Raw genomic sequence first — 17,046 nt, 5'->3', positions numbered from 1 at the left:
CGTTCGAAGAGCGGCGTCGCTTTGCTCGCCTTTGGGGGAGCGAAGCGTAAAGCAATCGAGCGCGTTCAAGCTCAGACTGGGTTGCTGCGCTCTTCTTGCAATGGCGCATCAGTGCGCCGCGCGGTCATGGCCGCTTGCATCCGCGGCGGCATCGGCGCCTGCGGTTCGACCTCGTCCAGACGGAAGATCGCGTCAGCGAGACCTGCGATCCTGCGCGGATCGTGTTCAGCATCGGAGGTCGGCAGCAGCACGGATACCCTCTCGATGCCGAGATCGGACAGTTGGTAAGGCGTACCATGGCCATATCGCAGATGGCCGGAGCCGATGATGCCGATCACCAGCGGCGGATCGGGCTGCTCCAGCGCCCGCGCGATGTTGCAGGCGAACGCGCGATCCCAGGTTTGCTGCGCGCGAATGAAGCGGTCGAGCGCCGGATCGCCGGCGGACTTGACCTGGGATTTGGGCTGCATTGCTGCCGCCGTTCCGCCCATGATCTCGAACAGATGCTGCCGATAAGCAGGAGTTGCCTCCGCGGCCGGCGTCAGGCCGTCGCGTTCGCGTTCAGGAACGGCGGCCCAGCCTTCCTTGCCGACGCGCGTCACCAGCGGTCGGCGGCAGTTCAGCGCCAGCATCTTCACGCGTTGCTGGCGGCAGAAATGAAACAGCGGGAGATAGAGATTTGCGTCGTAGCCCCAGACTGCCGGCCAGTCGACGGCGTGCAGGAAGGTGTCGGTTGAATGCCTGCCGGCGACCCACTCATCCAGCACGTCCTGCTTGGCTCGCGGAAACATCTCGAAGCCGACGGCGATCTTCGGATGCAGGGCGTGCAGCATGGTTGCGACATGCAGTTGCCAGCGATGAATCTCGTAGACCGTGTGTGTCTCGCCGAGCAGGACCACCTGATATCCCGCGAGCGTGCGCAGCAGTTCGCGCTGCTTGATGGCACGACCGGTCGACGGGTCCAGCCAGGTGCCGCGCGCCTGCGCGATCATTGACAGCGCAGCGGGATCGGCCGTCATGAGGCTTCAAAGGCGTTTTGCGGGCCCTGCAGGGTCAGGCCGACGGGGTTTCCATCGGCATCGAAAGCTCTCAGGCGAACGTGGCCGATGACGTTGGTCTCCTGACATTCCCAGCGCGCCACGGTGCCGCCGCGCAAGTGCAAGTGAAAGTCCGAGGTGATGACGTTGATGAAGCCCATCGCCGGATTAACGGGCGGCACAAACCCGCGCCAGCGCTGCACCACGCCTGGCTTCTGCAATTCGATCGCGATCTCTTCGCCGGCCTTGTGCGCCGCCACCAGCGGTGCAAGGCCCGGGTCCCGCCCGTCCAAGGTCACCGAGGGGCCTTGTTCCTTGACCGTCGGCGCCACCGCGACGCCGACGAACCGCGCCAGCGCGTCGTCGAACTTCTCGAGGCCGTCGAGGCCGACGACGCTGAACATCAGCCTGCCGTCGGTATCTGCGAACTCGAGTTTTGGCAGGACCTTGTCCTTCATTCGCCCGGACCGGTCGGCAATCGCGGAGGCCACATGCGCCATGTCGACGGTGCAGTCGTGTGCGGAGCCTGCGAACGTGATCCGGCTTTCGTCCTTTTTGATTCTCTCGACGACCCCGATGCGCTCGTGCGTGACGCCGCCGCCCTGCGTCACCACCATGACCTTGCCCATCGACGGCAGTCGCGCCAGCACACGGTCAGGAGCAGCTGTGAGCTGCTGACGTAGCGAGATCGTATCGTTCATCGAAGCCCCATCGATGTGGACATTTTCTTGGTCTAACGTCTGTGGAGGAGCGTTCGTGTGCGATCAAGCCGAATGGCCGGATCCAGGCCCAAGTTAGAAGTCTTTCAAGCTTTGTCTTTCGAACTGAAATAATTCCAGGCTGAAGCGCCGGGGCCGGCACCTATGTACGACTACGATGCTGAATATCTCCGGCTCAGAGCGGGCCGGTCTGCCGGAGTGGCAGGGACGGGACTTCCGTCGAGCGCTCGCGCGCCTGACGGCGAGTCTCGACAATCTCGCGCAGAGCGGCGCCCTGCCTCAACCGGAGGCGCGCGTGCTGGAAATCGGTTACGGCAACGGCGTTCTCGCCATGCTGCTCGCGCGACGAGGCTATGAGGTCTGCGGCGTTGATATCTCGCAAGCCGCGATCGACTGGGCCGGGGAGCGCTTTGCAGAAGCCGGCCTGGAGGGCACGTTCCGACAGGGCGACGTCTGCAACATGTCGGTCTTCGATGATGCGTCGTTTGATATCGTGATGGACGGACAGTGTCTCCACTGCCTATCGGGCATGATCGAGGGATGTGCTTGAAGGAGATTCGACGGATTTTGGCGCCGGAAGGCATTTTCGTCGTCAGCAGCATGTGCGGAGAACCGAAGTCCGAAGAGGCGAAGGCCAGCTGCGATGCGCGCTCGCTCTGTTTGTTGAGAGGCGGCTATCCCTATCGAACGCTGAAACCGTTGCCCGAACTCTGCCGCGAACTGACTGATGCGGGATTTGACGTGCTGGATGCCAAGCTCGCCATCAACCCATGGTGGGATCACGCCACCATAGTCTGCCGTTGAGGAGAGCAGGGACTATGAGTAGCACTCCGTCATTGCGAGCGAAGCGAAGCAATCCAGTCCAAGTTGACTACGAACGAAGCGACGCCGTTCTTCCGAACGGCTATGCCTCGCAATGACGGGAGAGCTTGGCTCCCTACCGCCACTCGCGGATATCGACGAAATGCCCGGCGATCGCTGCTGCGGCTGCCATCGCCGGTGAGACGAGGTGTGTTCGGCCCTTGAAGCCCTGGCGCCCTTCGAAGTTGCGGTTCGACGTCGAGGCGCAGCGCTCTTCCGGCTTCAGCTTGTCCGGATTCATGGCGAGGCACATCGAGCAGCCCGGCTCGCGCCACTCGAAGCCGGCCTTGAGGAAGACCTTGTCCAGGCCTTCGCCTTCCGCCTGCTCCTTCACGAGACCGCTTCCCGGCACGATCATCGCATTGACGTTGGCGTTGACGGTCTTGCCGGCGACGATCTTCGCCACGGCGCGCAGATCCTCGATGCGGCCGTTGGTGCATGAGCCGATGAAGACGCGATCGAGCTTGATGTCGGTGACCTTCGTGCCCGCGGTCAGCCCCATGTAGGAGAGCGCGCGCTCCTTCGACAGCCGCTTCGCCTCGTCGGCGATCTCGGCCGGGTTCGGCACCTTGCCGGTGATCGAGATCACGTCCTCGGGGCTTGTGCCCCAGGTGACGATCGGCGGCAGCTTGGCCGCATCGAGCCGGTACTCGGTGTCGAAATGCGCGCCATCGTCGCTGCGAAGCCGCTCCCAGTAGCGCAGCGCGTCGTCCCATGCCTTGCCTTTCGGCGCCTTCGGCCGCTCTTTCAGGAATTCGAACGCCTTCTCGTCTGGCGCGATCAGGCCGGCGCGCGCACCACCCTCGATCGACATGTTGCAGACGGTCATGCGGCCTTCCATCGACAGGTCTCGGAATGCCTCGCCGGCATATTCCAGCACATGGCCGGTGCCGCCGGCGGTGCCGATCTCGCCGATGATGGCGAGAATGATGTCCTTCGCGGTGACGCCGTCGGGCAGCTTGCCGTCGACGGTGAAGCGCATGTTCTTCGCCTTCGTCTGAATTAGCGTCTGCGTCGCCAGCACATGCTCGACCTCGGAGGTGCCGATGCCGTGTGCCAGCGCGCCGAATGCGCCATGCGTCGAGGTATGACTGTCACCACAGACGATCGTCGTGCCGGGCAGGGTGAACCCTTGCTCGGGGCCGATGATGTGAACGATCCCCTGCCGCTTGTCGAACTCGTCATAGTACTCGATGCCGAAGTCGCGGGCGTTCTCCGCCAGCGTCTTGATTTGCTCGGCGGACTCCGGATCGGGATTCGGCTTCGTGCGGTCGGTCGTCGGCACGTTGTGATCGACCACGGCGAGCGTCTTCTCCGGTGCGCGCACCTTGCGGCCCGAGGTACGCAGACCTTCGAACGCCTGCGGCGACGTCACCTCGTGTACGAGGTGACGGTCGATATAGAGCAGGCAGGTGCCGTCCGGCGCTTCATCGACCAGATGGTCGTTCCAGATCTTGTCGTACAACGTTGTAGGTGCGGACGATTTTTGTGCGGACATTGGTGTTTGGCCTTGGAATTATGAAACGTGAAAAGGTTCAGCGAACGGCCGCGGGTGCCGCGCAGAAAATCAGGCCGCGAGCGCAGCCGTGGTCAGCCGGCCGAAGAAGCGCCACGGCAGACGGCTGCGGTCGTCGAGGACGACCCTCATCGCGCGGTGGCGCGCTATCTCATGGCAATCTGGAACCATTCCACTTTGTAACATAAGGCCGCAGGCAGCGACAATCGAGCCTGCCGTCGGAGCGGATATGCGTGCGGCTTCGGCGTGCCTTTCGGGGGAAAGCCTCAGCCCGCCCAGGCCGCTTTCAGTTCGTCGGCCGTGCACAGGACGGCGTCGCCCATGAAACGCATGTTGGCCAGGGCGCGCTCGCCGGCCTCGGCGTGACCGGCGCCGCAGGCGTCGGTCACCACGACCGGGATGAAGCCCAGATCAGATCCATGCCGCACCGTCGGTTCGATGCCGATTTCGGTGGCGATGCCGGCGATAACGAAACTCGTCAGGCCCAGATCGCGGAGCGCAATCGACAGGGGCGTCCCTTCGAAGGCCGACATGGTGATCTTGTCGAGCACTGCCTCATCCTCACGGACGCCGAGTTCGGGTGCGAGCTCGAACGCCGGGTTGCCGCGCAAGAACCAGGGATGCACGTCGTCCGGCGACGTCTTGCGCTGCCAGCCCATCATCTGTCGCAGCTGGAAGGCGCCGGAAAGCCGTTTCGGCAGCGACATGTGCCGCATGAAAATCACGCGCACGCCGGCGGACCTCGCGGCTTCAAGGACGGTCAGCACCTTTCCGAGCACGGCCGCGCCGTCCGGAAGCTGCCGCAGAATGCCGACCTGCATGTCGTAAACGACAAGCGCCGCCCGGTCTGGCCGGACGGCGTCTTGCAAGCTTTCAGGGATTTCGACGCCGGCGAATATCTTCATGACAACGGGGCCTGCGTCGCGTGCCGCCCTTATTCCGCGGTGGCGGCCTGCGGCTTGTCCTGCTTCTCGACGATACGCGCGGACTTGCCGCGGCGGCCGCGCAGGTAATAGAGCTTGGCGCGGCGCACCTTGCCCTTGCGCACCAGCTTGATGCTGTCGATCATCGGCGAATACAGCGGGAATACGCGCTCCACGCCCTCGCCGTAGGAAATCTTGCGGACGGTGAAGCTTTCGTTGAGTCCGCCGCCGGACCGGCCGATGCAGACACCCTCATAGGCCTGCACGCGGGTGCGCTCGCCTTCCTTCACCTTGACGTTAACGATCACCGTATCGCCGGGGCCGAAAGCGGGGATGTTCTTGCCGGCGGACAGCTTCTCAAGCTGCTCCTGCTCGAGCGTCTGAATGAGGTTCATCGAAATCTCCATCGGCGGCGCGCCAAAGAGGCTGCGCAAACGTCGTGTCCTTGGTGAAGCGGTACGCTTTCCGGGCGCAAAACCGTAAATCCACTTTTGCGGAATGCGCTCAATGCGGATTGCTGGCGCTCCTATAAGGGATCGGATCGCCGTTGTCACCCGTCCGTCGCGTTTTTTGGTGGCCTGGATGGGCTGGTTTTGGCTTTATGCCGCGTCCAGAGGTCCGGGCGGCGGGCGCGCGTCAGCTTTTCAGCCTCGGCGCGGCGCCAGGCAGCGACCTTGGCGTGATCACCGGACGTCAGGACCTCAGGGATGGTTCGGCCCTCGAATTCGGCTGGACGCGTATACTGCGGGTATTCGAGCAGTCCGTCTGAAAAACTCTCATAATCTGAAGAGGTTGCATTGCCCATGACGCCGGGCAGCAGCCGCACGCAGGCGTCGATCAGGACCAGGGCGGCGATTTCACCCCCTGACAGCACGTAGTCGCCGACCGAGACCTCCTCGAGGCTGCGCGCCTCGATGACGCGCTGGTCCACGCCCTCGAATCGGCCGCAGATCACGACAGGGCCCGGTCCCGCCGCCAGTTCCTGAACCCGCGCCTGCGTCAGCGGCGTGCCGCGCGGGCTCATCAGTAGCCGCGGCCGGCCTTGCACGGCCGGCACGGCATCGAACGCGCGCGCAACGATGTCCGCGCGCAGCACCATCCCCGCACCGCCGCCGGCCGGTGTGTCATCGACGCTGCGATGCCGGTCGGTGGCGGCATCGCGGATATCGCGCGCTTCCAGTTGCCAGAGGCCGGCCGCGAGCGCCTTGCCCGCGAGGCTCGCGCCGAGCGGTCCTGGAAACATCTCGGGAAAAAGCGTGAGAACGGTCGCGGTCCACATGGTCAAACGTTCACGCTGTTCGGCGGGCTCTCGGACTCCTCGCCGTCAACCTCATCGGGGAGCACGACGACCATGTGCCTGTTCGCAAGATCGACCGTCGGCACCACCGCATTGGAGAAGGGCAGCAGTTTCGTCTCGCCACCGCCAGCCAGAGCGATTTCGATGATATCGCCGGCGCCAAAGTTGTGTACCGCGACGATGCGGCCGAGCGGGGCATTCTGCACGCTCACAGCGGCGAGGCCGATCAGGTCGGCGTGGTAGAACTCGTCGTCGTCGGTTGCCGGCAGCTTCTCGCGCGAAACGTAGAGCTCGAGCCCGTTGAGTTGCTCGGCCTGGTCGCGACTGTCGATGCCCTCGATGCGGGCAACGAGATGATCCTTGGCCGCTCGCAGGTGAGCGATCTCAAAGCGCCGCTTGCCGTCTTCCGTTTCGAGCGGGCCGTAATCCGCGACCGAGAGCGGGTCTTCGGTGAACGGCCAAAGTCTGATTTCGCCGCGCACGCCGTGGGCGGCGCCGAATTTCGCGATGCAAATCCGACTGCCCACGACGCCGTTCCTTGCAGATTACGCCGCGGGAGCCGCCGGCGCAGCGCCGCCTTCCTTGCCACGCTGCTTGCGCGGAACCGCCTTCTGCGGATTGTTGCGCGGCGTGCGCTTGGCGATGCCGGCTGCATCGAGGAATCGCATCACGCGATCGGACGGCTGGGCGCCCTTCGCCATCCACGCCTTTACCTTCTCGAAATCGAGCTTCAGGCGGGTCTCGTTGTCCTTCGGCAGCAGCGGATTGAAGAAACCGAGCCGCTCGATGAAACGGCCGTCGCGCGGAAACCGCGAGTCGGCGACGACGATATGGTAGAAAGGACGCTTCTTGGTGCCTGCACGTGCGAGGCGGATAACGACGGACATTTGGTTCTCCTGGTCAGTTCGTTGCGTTCACAAATTTTCAGCCGCCATTGCCAGCGAAGCGACATCGCTCCCGGCCAGCCGTGACGAATTCTTCACTTCTTCTTCCCCAATCCCGGGAAACCGCCGAGGCCCGGTAGTGTCGGCTTGCCGCCGAGACCGGGAAGGCCGGGCAGGCCACCTGGCGGAAGCGTGCCTGGAAACTCTTTCGGCAGTCCGCCCGGCATCTTCTCGGCAAGCTCCTTCATCTGCTCCGGGCTCGGCATGCCGCCGCCGCCGCCAAAACCCATCATGTTGCCGAGCGCCGCCATCGGTCCGCGCTTGCCCTGTCCCATCGCCTTCATCATGTCGGCCATGTTCCGGTGCATCTTCAGGAGCTTGTTGATCTCCTCGACCTTGACGCCGGAGCCGGAGGAAATGCGCTTCTTGCGGCTGTTCTTGAGGATATCGGGATTGCGCCGTTCCTCACGCGTCATCGAATCGATCACCGCAACCTGACGCTTGAGAACCTTGTCGTCGAGGTTGGCCGTGGCGAGCTGGTTTTTCATCTTCGCGACGCCGGGCAGCATGCCCATCAGGCCGCCGAGCCCGCCCATCTTCTGCATCTGCAGGAGCTGCTCGCGCATGTCGGCGAGATCGAACTTGCCCTTGCGCATCTTTTCAGCGACGCGCGCGGCCTTCTCGGCGTCGATGTTGGCCGCCGCCTTCTCGACCAGCGACACCACGTCGCCCATGCCGAGGATGCGGCCGGCGATGCGGCCGGGATGAAAGTCTTCCAGCGCATCGGTCTTCTCGCCGGTGCCGATCAGCTTGATCGGCTTGCCGGTGACCGAGCGCATCGACAGGGCCGCGCCACCGCGGCCGTCGCCGTCGACGCGCGTCAGCACGATGCCGGTGAGGCCGACGCGTTCGTTGAACGCGCGGGCGAGATTGACGGCGTCCTGACCGGTCAGTGAGTCGGCGACCAGCAGCACCTCGTGCGGGTTGGCGGCGCCTTTGACTTCGGCGGCTTCCGCCATCATCGCTTCGTCGAGCGTGGTACGGCCGGCGGTGTCGAGCAGCACGATGTCGTAACCGCCAAGCCGAGCTGCCTGCAGCGCCCGCTGCGCGATCTGCGGCGGCGTCTGGCCCTGCATGATCGGCAACGTCTCGACATTGACGTCGCGGCCGAGCACAGCGAGCTGCTCCATCGCCGCCGGGCGGCGGGTATCGAGCGATGCCATCAGGACCCGTCGCTTGTCGCGATCGGTCAGGCGGCGGGCCAGCTTGGCGGTGGTCGTGGTTTTGCCCGAGCCCTGCAGGCCGACCATCATGATGGCGATCGGCGCCGGCGCGTTGAGATCGATGGTCTGGCTGTCGGAGCCGAGCGTCTCGACCAGCTGGTCGTGCACGATTTTGACGACCATCTGGCCGGGTGTCACCGACTTGACGACGGTCGCACCCACGGCCTGCTCGCGCACCTTGTCGGTGAACGAGCGCACCACTTCGAGCGCGACGTCTGCCTCAAGCAGCGCACGGCGGACTTCGCGCATGGCCGCATCGACATCGGCCTCGGTGAGCGCGCCGCGGCGCGTCAGCCGATCCAGAATGCCGCCAAGCCTTTCCGACAGATTGTCGAACAACGCTGTCTTCCTTTGCCAAACACGTTTGCGCCCGAGGGCGCACAGCGCTGTCGGGCGTTGACCTCCGGCCTCGATGGACCGGTCGGCGGGTGGAAAAGTAAAGCCTTTCCGAGAATTTCGGACGGACTTAAAGCCTCTTAGGTCCCGAAAGTCAAGAAATGGGGCGGGAGGCATCCGTCGGCAAGGAGGCCGCGTATCGCCGGGACACCGGCCTGGGGCGGCCTTATTGTGACCGCTTTACGGTTCCCCGATCACCTCGATGTTAGTTTCCCGCCGTGGCTTTCTTGGTGTTTTTGCCGGCCTTGCGGCTGCGGCCGGCATCCCTGCGCTCTGGTCAAGGTACATGCCTCATTACACGGGTCCGGTTTCCGATCATTTCGACGGCGTTCGCTTCTTCGACCCCGACGGATCCCCGCCAAAGGGCTTCGGCGAGCTCCTGCGCTGGCAGCGGGAGGGAGGCCGTGTCCCGTGGCCACAATGGGTGCCATCACCGTTTGCGGACACACCGCCCGAGCGCGTGACGAGCGGCATACGCCTCTCCTTCGTCGGCCACGCCTCCTGGTTGATCCAGGTGGCCGGCATGAACATTCTCGTCGATCCGGTCTGGTCGGAGCGGGCGTCGCCGTTCGCATTCGCAGGCCCGAAGCGTGTCAACGATCCGGGCATTGCGTTTGAGAAACTGCCATCGATCGACGCAGCGTTGGTGTCGCACGGCCACTACGATCACCTCGACGTCGTGACGCTGTCGCGGCTGCAGGCGAGATTCTCACCGCGCGTGATCACGCCGCTCGGCAACGACCTGACGATGAAGGCCCACAACAGCGCAATTCGCGCGAATGCATTCGATTGGGACGATCGGATCGAACTCGGCCACGGCGTCGCAGTGACGCTGGTGCCGACGCGGCACTGGTCGGCGCGCGGGCTGCTCGACCGCAACAAGGCGCTGTGGGCGAGCTTCGTCCTCGAAACGCCTGCAGGCAAAATCTACATCGTCTGCGATTCCGGTTACGGCAGTGGCGTTCACTTCCGCCGCGCGCGCGAGAAGCATGGTCCGTTTCGGGCGGCAATTCTGCCGATCGGCGCCTACGAGCCGCGCTGGTTCATGGGTGACCAGCATATGAATCCGGAAGAGGCCGTGAAAGCCCTGGCTGACTGCGGCGCAGAGCGGGCGCTCGCGCATCACCACGGCACCTTCCAGCTGACCAACGAGGCGATTGACGCACCGGTCAAAGACCTTGCCGCTGCGCTCAAGGCCGCGGATGTCTCGCACGACAAGTTCCGCGTGCTAAAGCCCGGCGAGGTGTTCGTGATTTAGCGTCGTTGCGAGCGGAGCGAAGCAATCCAGCGCGGCATTTGCCGCAGCCTCAGACTGGATTGCTTCGTCGCCATAGGCGAGCGAAGCGACGCCGTTCTTCGAACGGCTATAGGCGAGCGAAGCGACGCCGTTCTTCGAACGGCTATAGGCGAGCGAAGCGACGCCGTTCTTCGAACGGCTAGGGGCGAGCAAAGCGATGCCGTTCTTCGAACGGTTATGCCTCGCAATGACGGCCCGGTCCGCTACTTCACGATCTCGTACGAAACGTTCACCGAGACCCGCAAAATTTCTTCGCCGGGCGAGATCGGTGTTGCAGCGTCGGCCTTGAACGTCGCCCGCATGGGCACCGGTGGCGCGCCGTGTCCTTCTTCGCTGATGCGGACCGGTGTTCCGAGGCGGACATTCGCGGCCTTCGCATAAATTTCGGCCTTGCGGTGCGCATCCTCGAGCGCGCGCACACGCGCTTCGTCCAGCGCCTTCGATTCCTTTGACACCATGAAATTGATGCCGCCGATCTCGTTGGCGCCGGCCGTCACCAGCGCGTCGATCGTGCTCGCGACCTTCGCCATGTCGCGGATGCGGACGGTGACGCGATTGCTGGCACGATAGCCGGTGATCTGCATCGGGCCGTTCGGCCGCGCTTGCGTGCTTTGCGGAAACAGCGACAGACGCGAGGTCTGGATGTCGGCTTCAGCGACGCCCGCGCTTTTCAGCGCTGGCAGCAAAGCGGCCATCGCACGGTTATTGGCTTCGCTTGCCTCGCGGGCAGTCTTCGCCTCGGTCGTGACGCCGCCGTCGACTTGCGCGAGGTCGGGCGCGACCGAAACCTGCGCCTCGCCGCTGACCGAAATCATCGGCGGCGGAACGGTTTGTGCGGATGCTGCGACACTGGTGGCAAGCATGGCGGCGAATGCCGCTGCAGTTGTTCTGCGAATCATCATTTCAGCGGTACATACACGTTGATGACGAGCTTGTCTTCCGCCGTCGTCAACGGATCGGTGACGTACTCCTCGATGAACGAGTCCTTGGCTTCCAGCTTCTTCTCGTCGAGATGGTTGGTGATCGCTTCGTAGGTGTTGTCCATGTTGTCGTAACTGCCGCGATGGACGAACTTCAGCGCCTTGCCTTCGGGGGACTTGCCGCTCAAGACGTCCTTGCCCAGCGACGATTTTAGCGCTTCAGCGACCGGAAGCTCGGCTTGGTACACGAAGCCGGTGTCGTCGGTGGACGTATAGACGATCAGCGGCGCCCCCGTGGCCTTCATGCCTTGCTTGTCGAGGGCCGCCTGCAGCGCCTTCAGCGAATTGGTGATGGTGTCGAACGCGACGTCCCAGTTGGCACTGCCCTTCATGTAGACGACGGGCTTGGACACGAGCGTCAGTTCCTCGCCGAACGGGTCTGCGGCCTGTACGGTCGGCGCGGGCGCCTGAGCTGCCGGCGGCGCAGCCGGAGCGGCGGGAGGGGTCTCGGCTGGCGCCGGCGTTGTGGCCGGCGGCGCAGGCGTTGCGGGGCTGGGCGGTGTTGCGGGGGGTGGCGTCTGAGCCCATGCGGAGGTGGCCACTGTCACCGAGATCGCCAGCGCCGCGCCAAGCTGGCGACCAACCGCAAAATACCGCGACGAGCGAGGCACGAGGCGGATCATCGGATTCTCCAAAATTTAGTAAGGGTACACTGGTCACGGCACCTGTAACACAGCGTGCGCCGCTTCGTTGCAAATGATTGGCGGCGATCATGGATGTTTGAAGGCGGCGCGGTGCGAATGGAGAAGACTGGTAAAATGCAAGGCATTGGCCATATAAGTCGGGCATACGGGCCCGAAGGATGAGTGCACTCGCAAACCAGAACTTTGCCAAGATGAACGGCGCCGGCAACGAGATCGTCGTCGTCGATCTGCGTGCGTCGCCGGTTGCGATCAGCGCAGGCGAGGCGCGCGCCATCGCCACGGGCGTGCCCTATGATCAGTTGATGGCACTCTATCCGCCGAAGCTCGCCGGAACCGAAGCCTTTATCCGCATCTTCAACAACGACGGATCAGAAGCCGGCGCCTGCGGCAACGGCATGCGCTGCGTCGCCAGGCAGGTGTTCGCGACATCCCTCGAGGGAGCCCTGACCTTCGAGACCAGGGCCGGGCTGTTGAACTGCTGGCGCGGGCCGACGCCCGAGACGTTCACAGTCGACATGGGCAAGCCGAAGCTGGGGTGGCAGGACATCCCGCTCGCCGAAGAATTTCACGACACCCGTGCGATCGAGCTGCAGATCGGCCCGATCGATGCGCCGGTGCTGCACACGCCGTCCGCCGTCAACATGGGCAATCCGCATGCGATCTTCTGGGTCGACGACGTGAGCGCCTACGATCTCGCGCGTTTCGGCCCGTTGCTGGAGAACCACCCGATCTTTCCCGATCGCGCCAACATCTCGCTGGCGCACATCGTCGATCCCGGCCACATCGTCATCCGCACCTGGGAGCGTGGCGCTGGTCTGACGAAGGCGTGCGGCTCCGCTGCCTGCGCGGTGGCCGTCGCTGCTGCACGGCTCAAGCGCGCCAGCCGCAAGGTGACGATCACCCCACCCGGCGGCGATCTCATGATCGAATGGCGCGCGAGCGACGACCATGTGCTGATGACCGGCCCGACCGAGCTCGAATATGAAGGCCGCTTCGATCCGGCGCTGTTTGCCGACGTCGCCTGAAAGCGTGCTTAAGACATGAGCGTTGATGTCATCACGTTCGGCTGCCGGCTGAACACGTTCGAATCGGAGATCGTCCGTCGCAAGGCGGAGGCCGCCGGCGTCGACGATGCGGTGATCTTCAACACCTGTGCGGTTACGGGCGAGGCGGTCGCCCAGGCGCGCCAATCGATCCGCAAACTGAAGCGTGAGCGCCCGACGGCGCGCATCGTCGTCACCGGCTGCGCGGCGCAGACGCAAGCCGGCATGTTTGCCGCGATGGATGAAGTCGATCGTGTGCTCGGCAATGACGACAAGCTGCGCCTCGACGCATGGGCCGACACTCGCGCAGCGTTCGGATCGGCCCAGAGCAAGCTTGCCATTTCCGACATCATGGCCGTGAAGGCGATGGCGCCGCATCTGGTGGACGGCTTCCAGAGCGGTCTGTCGCGCGCCTTCGTGCAGGTGCAGAATGGTTGCGACCATCGCTGCACCTTCTGCATCATCCCCTATGGCCGCGGCAATTCGCGCTCGCTGGCGATGGGCCCGGTGGTCGATCAAGTGCGCGCACTGATCGAGGCGGGCCACGCCGAGATCGTGCTCACGGGCGTTGATCTCACGAGCTACGGCGGCGACCTGCCCGGCGCGCCGAAGCTCGGTTTGCTGGTGAAGCAGATTCTGAAGCACGTGCCGGAATTGAAACGGCTGCGGTTGTCGTCGATCGATTCCATCGAAGCTGACCGCGACCTCATGGATGTGATCGCCAATGAGCCGCGGCTGATGCCGCACCTGCATCTGTCGTTGCAGGCGGGCGACGATCTCGTGCTGAAGCGCATGAAGCGGCGCCACGCGCGCGCTGATGCGATCGCGTTCTGCAGCGAGGTGCGCCGGTTGCGACCGGATGTTGCGTTCGGTGCCGACATCATCGCCGGGTTTCCGACCGAAACTGACGAGATGTTCAAACGCTCGCTCGACCTCGTCGACGAATGCGGCCTCACATTCCTGCATGTGTTCCCCTATTCCCCGCGGCCGGGCACGCCGGCTTCGCGCATGCCGCAGGTCAATGGCGCTGCCATCAGGCAGCGTGTGCGCAGCCTGCGCGAGAAGGGCGCGGCAGCGCTCAGCGGCAGGCTTGCAGCTGAAGTCGGCAAGACGCGCGACGTGCTGATCGAAAGCGAACGGTTGGGCAGGACCGAGCACTATCTGCCGGTCGCCATTTCGGGCGGCGTGCCCGGCTCTGTGCAGCGGCTGGGTATCGGCGGTTACGATGCGAAACGCCTGATCCCGGCGTAGCGCGGCGGCCTATGGCCGCGACAGCTACGACGGGCCGAAGATCAGGTCCGGCACATACAGCACAAAGCCCGGCGCGAAGATCAGCACCAGCAGCACCGCCATCGCAGCGACGAAGAAGGGAACGGATTCGCGTGCGTACTCGCCGATCGGGCATTTCAGGATCGAACACACGGCATACATCGCCGCTCCCACCGGTGGCGTGAAGTTGCCGATCGTGCAGGCAACGATGAAGACGAGCCCGAAATGGACCGGATCGCCGTCCAGCTCCCGGACGAGGGGCAGGAAGATCGGCGTCAGCATGATGATGAGCACGGTCGCATCGATGAAGAAGCCTGCGACCACGACGAAGGCGACGACCAGCAGCATGACGGCGTTCAGGTTATCGGTGACGCCGAGGATCCAGCTTGAAATGATTTCCGGCACGCGTTCGAGCACGATGCCGTAACTGAAGATCGCTGAGATCGCGATCAGGAACATGACCGCGCCGACATCCATGACGCTGCCCTCGAGCGCCTCCATGAAGCTCTGTCGCGTCAACTGGCGATAGACCAGGAAGCCGATGGCGAACGCATAGATCACCGCCAGCGCGCCGATCTCCGACGGCGTGAAAATGCCGAACCGCAGGCCGACCAGGAGCAGAACCGGAAAGAGAATGGCCCAGATGCCGGCGCGTAGCGCTGAGACAACTTCGCCGATCGAAGGACGGGTTGTGCGCTCGGGCGCATAGCCGCGCCGCGCGGCGGCGATCCACACGGCGGTGCCCAGCGCCAGCCAGATCAGCAGGCCGGGCGCTATCCCTGCAGCAAACAGCCGGCCGATCGAAACCTGGCCGATCGTGCCGTAAATGATAAAGCCGATGCCGGGCGGGATGATCGGGGTGATCAGCGACCCGAATGACAGGATGCCCGCCGCAAATCCGCGCGAAAGCCCGCGCTTGATCATGCCTTGGCCGAGCATGCGGGTCTGCATCGCCGCATCGGCGATCGCCGAGCCGCAGACGCCTCCCATCAGGGTGGCGAGCGCAAGTGACACCTGCGCGAGGCCGCCGCGTAAGCGGCCGGTCAAGACCGACGCCAGGTTGAGAAGCTGTTCGGTGATGCCGGACTTGTTCATGACGTTTCCGGCAACGATGAAGAGCGGGACCGCGAGCAGCGCGAAGTTCTGGGTCTGCGAAACGGTCACTTGCACGGGAATGGTGAAGGGCAGTTCCGGATGCAGGAAGAAGAACAGCGTGCCCGAGATGCCGATGGCGAAGGCGACCGGCATACCCATCAGCAGAAAGACAGTGAAGGCAATCGCGACTAGGAGCATGCGCTCTCCGCTGTCATGCGCGTGACGCCTGCTGCACGGCTCGCTGGCCCTCTCATGTGCCGATCACCTGCTCTGATCCCGGCTCCGCGCGGCGGTTGCTGAACTCGGCATGCGCCTTGATCAGGGTGGTGATGAGCAGGAGTACGGCGCCTACCGGCAGGCTCAGCGTGATCCAGGAATAGCTGATGTCCGGAATTCCCTGGAAGCTGCGGGCGCGGCTGATCCAGGAGAGCCAGAGGCCTGCAACGATCAGGTGCAGGAGAAAGAGCGAGATGATGAGATAGTTCAGTCCCGCGAGCCAGCGTTGGCCGCGCGGAGATAGTCGGTCGGCAACAAGCCGGATCGACATCAAGGTATCCCTTCGCCAGGCCACGTCGGCGGCGAGAAAACACGCCCAGGCAAAGGCACACGTCGCAAAATCGGTGGTCCAGCCAAGCGGCTCGCCGAGCATGCGGGCGACGCCGCCGACAAAGATCAGAACCACCATCACGATCAGCAGCACAGCGGCGACCAGGACCTCTGTGCCGCAAACGAAGGTATAGAAGCGTTTCAGCATCTTCCGCCTCGCGCTCGAACCGGATCTACTTGCCGATTTCCCTGTGCAGGGCTTGCTTGGCCTCGATGATGTTGAGCTTGCGATAGGCCTCCTCGCCGGCCTTGCGGAAGGCGGCGAGATCGACCTTGTCGACCACCGTCATGCCGCGCTTGACCAGGTCAGCCTTGACGGCCTGCTCCGAAGCCAGAATTTGCTGCGACGTTTCGCTGCCCGCGGCCTGACATTCCTCAACCAGCGCAGCCTGAAGGTCGCCCGGCAGTGTGTTGAACCATTTCGCGCTGACGACTTGGAAATTGATCAGCATGATGTGGCCGGTCTCGCTGACGTATTTCAGCACCTCGTAGAAGCGTGGGCCGGGAATGTTGTTGTAGACGAGCTCGACGCCGTCGATCGCGCGCTGCTGCAATCCCGGATACATGTCGCCAAAGGCCATGGCGACAGGCGCGGCGCCCAGCGCACGAACCGACTCCTGCCAGATCGGCGCGGGCGGCGTGCGGATGCGCTGGCCTTTCAAGTCATCCGGCGTGCGCACCGGTTTGTTCGTAAAGAAGTGTCGATAGCCCTGCACCCAATTGAAGCACGCGATCTTGAGGCCGTGCTTTTCGGCAAGCTCCTGGTCCCATTTCTGCACGGTTGGCGCCTTGGCGAGCTTGGCGACGTCTTCGAGCGTTTCCGCGAAATAAGGACCGTTCATCACCGCGATGGCGGGAATGTAGTTGCCGAGGCGCGCTGAGTCGGTGTTCTGGCCGTTATTGGCGCCCTGACGGATCTGCTCGACGATGTCTTCCTCCACGCCCAGCTGCGCGCTGTGAAAGACTTCGATCTTGAGACGGCCGTTGGTGCGCTTGTCCACGCGCTCTGCCCATTTCAGGAAGCCTGCGTGATAGGGCTCCCTGGGTCCGAGTACGTGATTGAAGCGCAGCGTGAATTTGTCCTGCGCTGCTGCCGGCATCGGCCACTGTGTCAGCACCACCAACGTGCCGAGCAGCGTGAGTGCTTTGCTGAACCTCGCCATGTCGTCCTCCCGGTCTTTTTTGTTAGCGTCTTG

General features: G+C 63.9%; 20 protein-coding genes. 5 read left to right on the top strand and 15 right to left on the bottom strand.

The window, feature by feature from the left end:
• Positions 1–71 precede the first annotated feature (71 nt).
• Positions 72–1,019, bottom strand: a complete 948-nt coding sequence (locus RCO31_RS17860; protein WP_308969785.1) for a ChaN family lipoprotein — start codon at positions 1,017–1,019, stop codon at positions 72–74.
• Positions 1,016–1,738 (bottom strand): ChuX/HutX family heme-like substrate-binding protein, encoded by a 723-nt coding sequence (locus RCO31_RS17855; RefSeq protein WP_308969784.1) that lies wholly within the window; start codon positions 1,736–1,738, stop codon positions 1,016–1,018. The genes RCO31_RS17860 and RCO31_RS17855 overlap by 4 nt, the downstream gene beginning before the upstream one ends.
• Before the next feature lie 175 nt (positions 1,739–1,913).
• Here RCO31_RS17855 and RCO31_RS17850 point away from each other — a divergent pair, with 175 nt between their 5' ends.
• Positions 1,914–2,306 carry a class I SAM-dependent methyltransferase gene (locus tag RCO31_RS17850; protein WP_308969783.1) on the top strand — a complete coding sequence of 131 codons (393 nt, stop codon included), beginning with the start codon at positions 1,914–1,916 and terminating at the stop codon, positions 2,304–2,306.
• Positions 2,307–2,323: 17 nt separating this feature from the next.
• Complete coding sequence (locus RCO31_RS17845) at positions 2,324–2,560, top strand: hypothetical protein (RefSeq protein WP_308969782.1); 237 nt, start codon at positions 2,324–2,326, stop codon at positions 2,558–2,560.
• A 133-nt stretch (positions 2,561–2,693) separates the two neighbouring features.
• On the opposite strand, the gene leuC is transcribed toward RCO31_RS17845, so the two are convergent.
• The 7 genes from leuC to ffh all read right to left on the bottom strand — a co-directional run bounded on the left by leuC (position 2,694) and on the right by ffh (position 8,859).
• Complete coding sequence (leuC, locus tag RCO31_RS17840; RefSeq protein ID WP_308969781.1) at positions 2,694–4,115, bottom strand: 3-isopropylmalate dehydratase large subunit; 1,422 nt, start codon at positions 4,113–4,115, stop codon at positions 2,694–2,696.
• 284 nt (positions 4,116–4,399) lie between these two features.
• Entirely contained in the window at positions 4,400–5,038 is a 639-nt protein-coding gene (locus tag RCO31_RS17835; RefSeq protein ID WP_308969780.1) for a cysteine hydrolase, read from the bottom strand.
• Positions 5,039–5,067: 29 nt separating this feature from the next.
• Positions 5,068–5,451 carry a 50S ribosomal protein L19 gene (rplS, locus tag RCO31_RS17830; protein WP_308969779.1) on the bottom strand — a complete coding sequence of 128 codons (384 nt, stop codon included), beginning with the start codon at positions 5,449–5,451 and terminating at the stop codon, positions 5,068–5,070.
• 155 nt (positions 5,452–5,606) lie between these two features.
• Positions 5,607–6,335 (bottom strand): tRNA (guanosine(37)-N1)-methyltransferase TrmD, encoded by a 729-nt coding sequence (trmD, locus tag RCO31_RS17825; RefSeq protein ID WP_308969778.1) that lies wholly within the window; start codon positions 6,333–6,335, stop codon positions 5,607–5,609.
• 2 nt (positions 6,336–6,337) lie between these two features.
• Positions 6,338–6,880: a ribosome maturation factor RimM gene (gene rimM / locus RCO31_RS17820; protein WP_308969777.1), complete on the bottom strand. Its 543-nt coding sequence runs from the start codon at positions 6,878–6,880 to the stop codon at positions 6,338–6,340.
• An 18-nt stretch (positions 6,881–6,898) separates the two neighbouring features.
• Positions 6,899–7,240: a 30S ribosomal protein S16 gene (gene rpsP / locus RCO31_RS17815; RefSeq protein WP_308969776.1), complete on the bottom strand. Its 342-nt coding sequence runs from the start codon at positions 7,238–7,240 to the stop codon at positions 6,899–6,901.
• A 92-nt stretch (positions 7,241–7,332) separates the two neighbouring features.
• A complete protein-coding gene (gene ffh / locus RCO31_RS17810) occupies positions 7,333–8,859 on the bottom strand; it encodes a signal recognition particle protein (protein ID WP_308969775.1) in 1,527 nt (508 codons plus the stop codon).
• A gap of 259 nt (positions 8,860–9,118) precedes the next feature.
• Here ffh and RCO31_RS17805 point away from each other — a divergent pair, with 259 nt between their 5' ends.
• Entirely contained in the window at positions 9,119–10,174 is a 1,056-nt protein-coding gene (locus RCO31_RS17805) for an MBL fold metallo-hydrolase (protein WP_308969774.1), read from the top strand.
• On the opposite strand, the gene RCO31_RS17800 is transcribed toward RCO31_RS17805, so the two are convergent.
• Genes RCO31_RS17800 through RCO31_RS17790 form a run of 3 tightly spaced genes read right to left on the bottom strand, consistent with a single transcriptional unit; the run spans position 10,145 to position 11,816 of the window.
• Positions 10,145–10,366, bottom strand: a complete 222-nt coding sequence (locus RCO31_RS17800; protein ID WP_308969773.1) for a hypothetical protein — start codon at positions 10,364–10,366, stop codon at positions 10,145–10,147. The two genes, RCO31_RS17805 and RCO31_RS17800, sit on opposite strands and share 30 nt — an antisense overlap.
• A 50-nt stretch (positions 10,367–10,416) precedes the next feature.
• Positions 10,417–11,112 carry an SIMPL domain-containing protein gene (locus tag RCO31_RS17795; RefSeq protein ID WP_374991497.1) on the bottom strand — a complete coding sequence of 232 codons (696 nt, stop codon included), beginning with the start codon at positions 11,110–11,112 and terminating at the stop codon, positions 10,417–10,419.
• Complete coding sequence (locus RCO31_RS17790; RefSeq protein ID WP_308969771.1) at positions 11,112–11,816, bottom strand: GyrI-like domain-containing protein; 705 nt, start codon at positions 11,814–11,816, stop codon at positions 11,112–11,114. The genes RCO31_RS17795 and RCO31_RS17790 overlap by 1 nt, the downstream gene beginning before the upstream one ends.
• 179 nt (positions 11,817–11,995) lie before the next feature.
• Here RCO31_RS17790 and dapF point away from each other — a divergent pair, with 179 nt between their 5' ends.
• Both dapF and mtaB read left to right on the top strand, forming a co-directional pair.
• Positions 11,996–12,862, top strand: coding sequence for a diaminopimelate epimerase (gene dapF / locus RCO31_RS17785; RefSeq protein ID WP_308969770.1), 867 nt, complete (start codon positions 11,996–11,998; stop codon positions 12,860–12,862).
• A gap of 15 nt (positions 12,863–12,877) precedes the next feature.
• Complete coding sequence (gene mtaB / locus RCO31_RS17780) at positions 12,878–14,131, top strand: tRNA (N(6)-L-threonylcarbamoyladenosine(37)-C(2))-methylthiotransferase MtaB (protein WP_308969769.1); 1,254 nt, start codon at positions 12,878–12,880, stop codon at positions 14,129–14,131.
• Positions 14,132–14,155: 24 nt separating this feature from the next.
• Here the strand turns inward: mtaB and RCO31_RS17775 are convergent, their stop codons facing one another.
• Genes RCO31_RS17775 through RCO31_RS17765 form a run of 3 tightly spaced genes read right to left on the bottom strand, consistent with a single transcriptional unit; the run spans position 14,156 to position 17,013 of the window.
• Entirely contained in the window at positions 14,156–15,442 is a 1,287-nt protein-coding gene (locus tag RCO31_RS17775) for a TRAP transporter large permease subunit (RefSeq protein WP_308969768.1), read from the bottom strand.
• 52 nt (positions 15,443–15,494) lie between these two features.
• Positions 15,495–15,998 carry a TRAP transporter small permease subunit gene (locus RCO31_RS17770; protein ID WP_308969767.1) on the bottom strand — a complete coding sequence of 168 codons (504 nt, stop codon included), beginning with the start codon at positions 15,996–15,998 and terminating at the stop codon, positions 15,495–15,497.
• Positions 15,999–16,023: 25 nt separating this feature from the next.
• Positions 16,024–17,013, bottom strand: coding sequence for a C4-dicarboxylate TRAP transporter substrate-binding protein (locus RCO31_RS17765; protein ID WP_308969766.1), 990 nt, complete (start codon positions 17,011–17,013; stop codon positions 16,024–16,026).
• Positions 17,014–17,046 lie beyond the last annotated feature (33 nt).

It is taken from the genome of Bradyrhizobium sp. LHD-71 (assembly GCF_031157255.1).
Classification (GTDB): Bacteria; Pseudomonadota; Alphaproteobacteria; order Rhizobiales; family Xanthobacteraceae; genus P52-10.
This window is presented reverse-complemented; position numbering and strand designations above follow the sequence as displayed.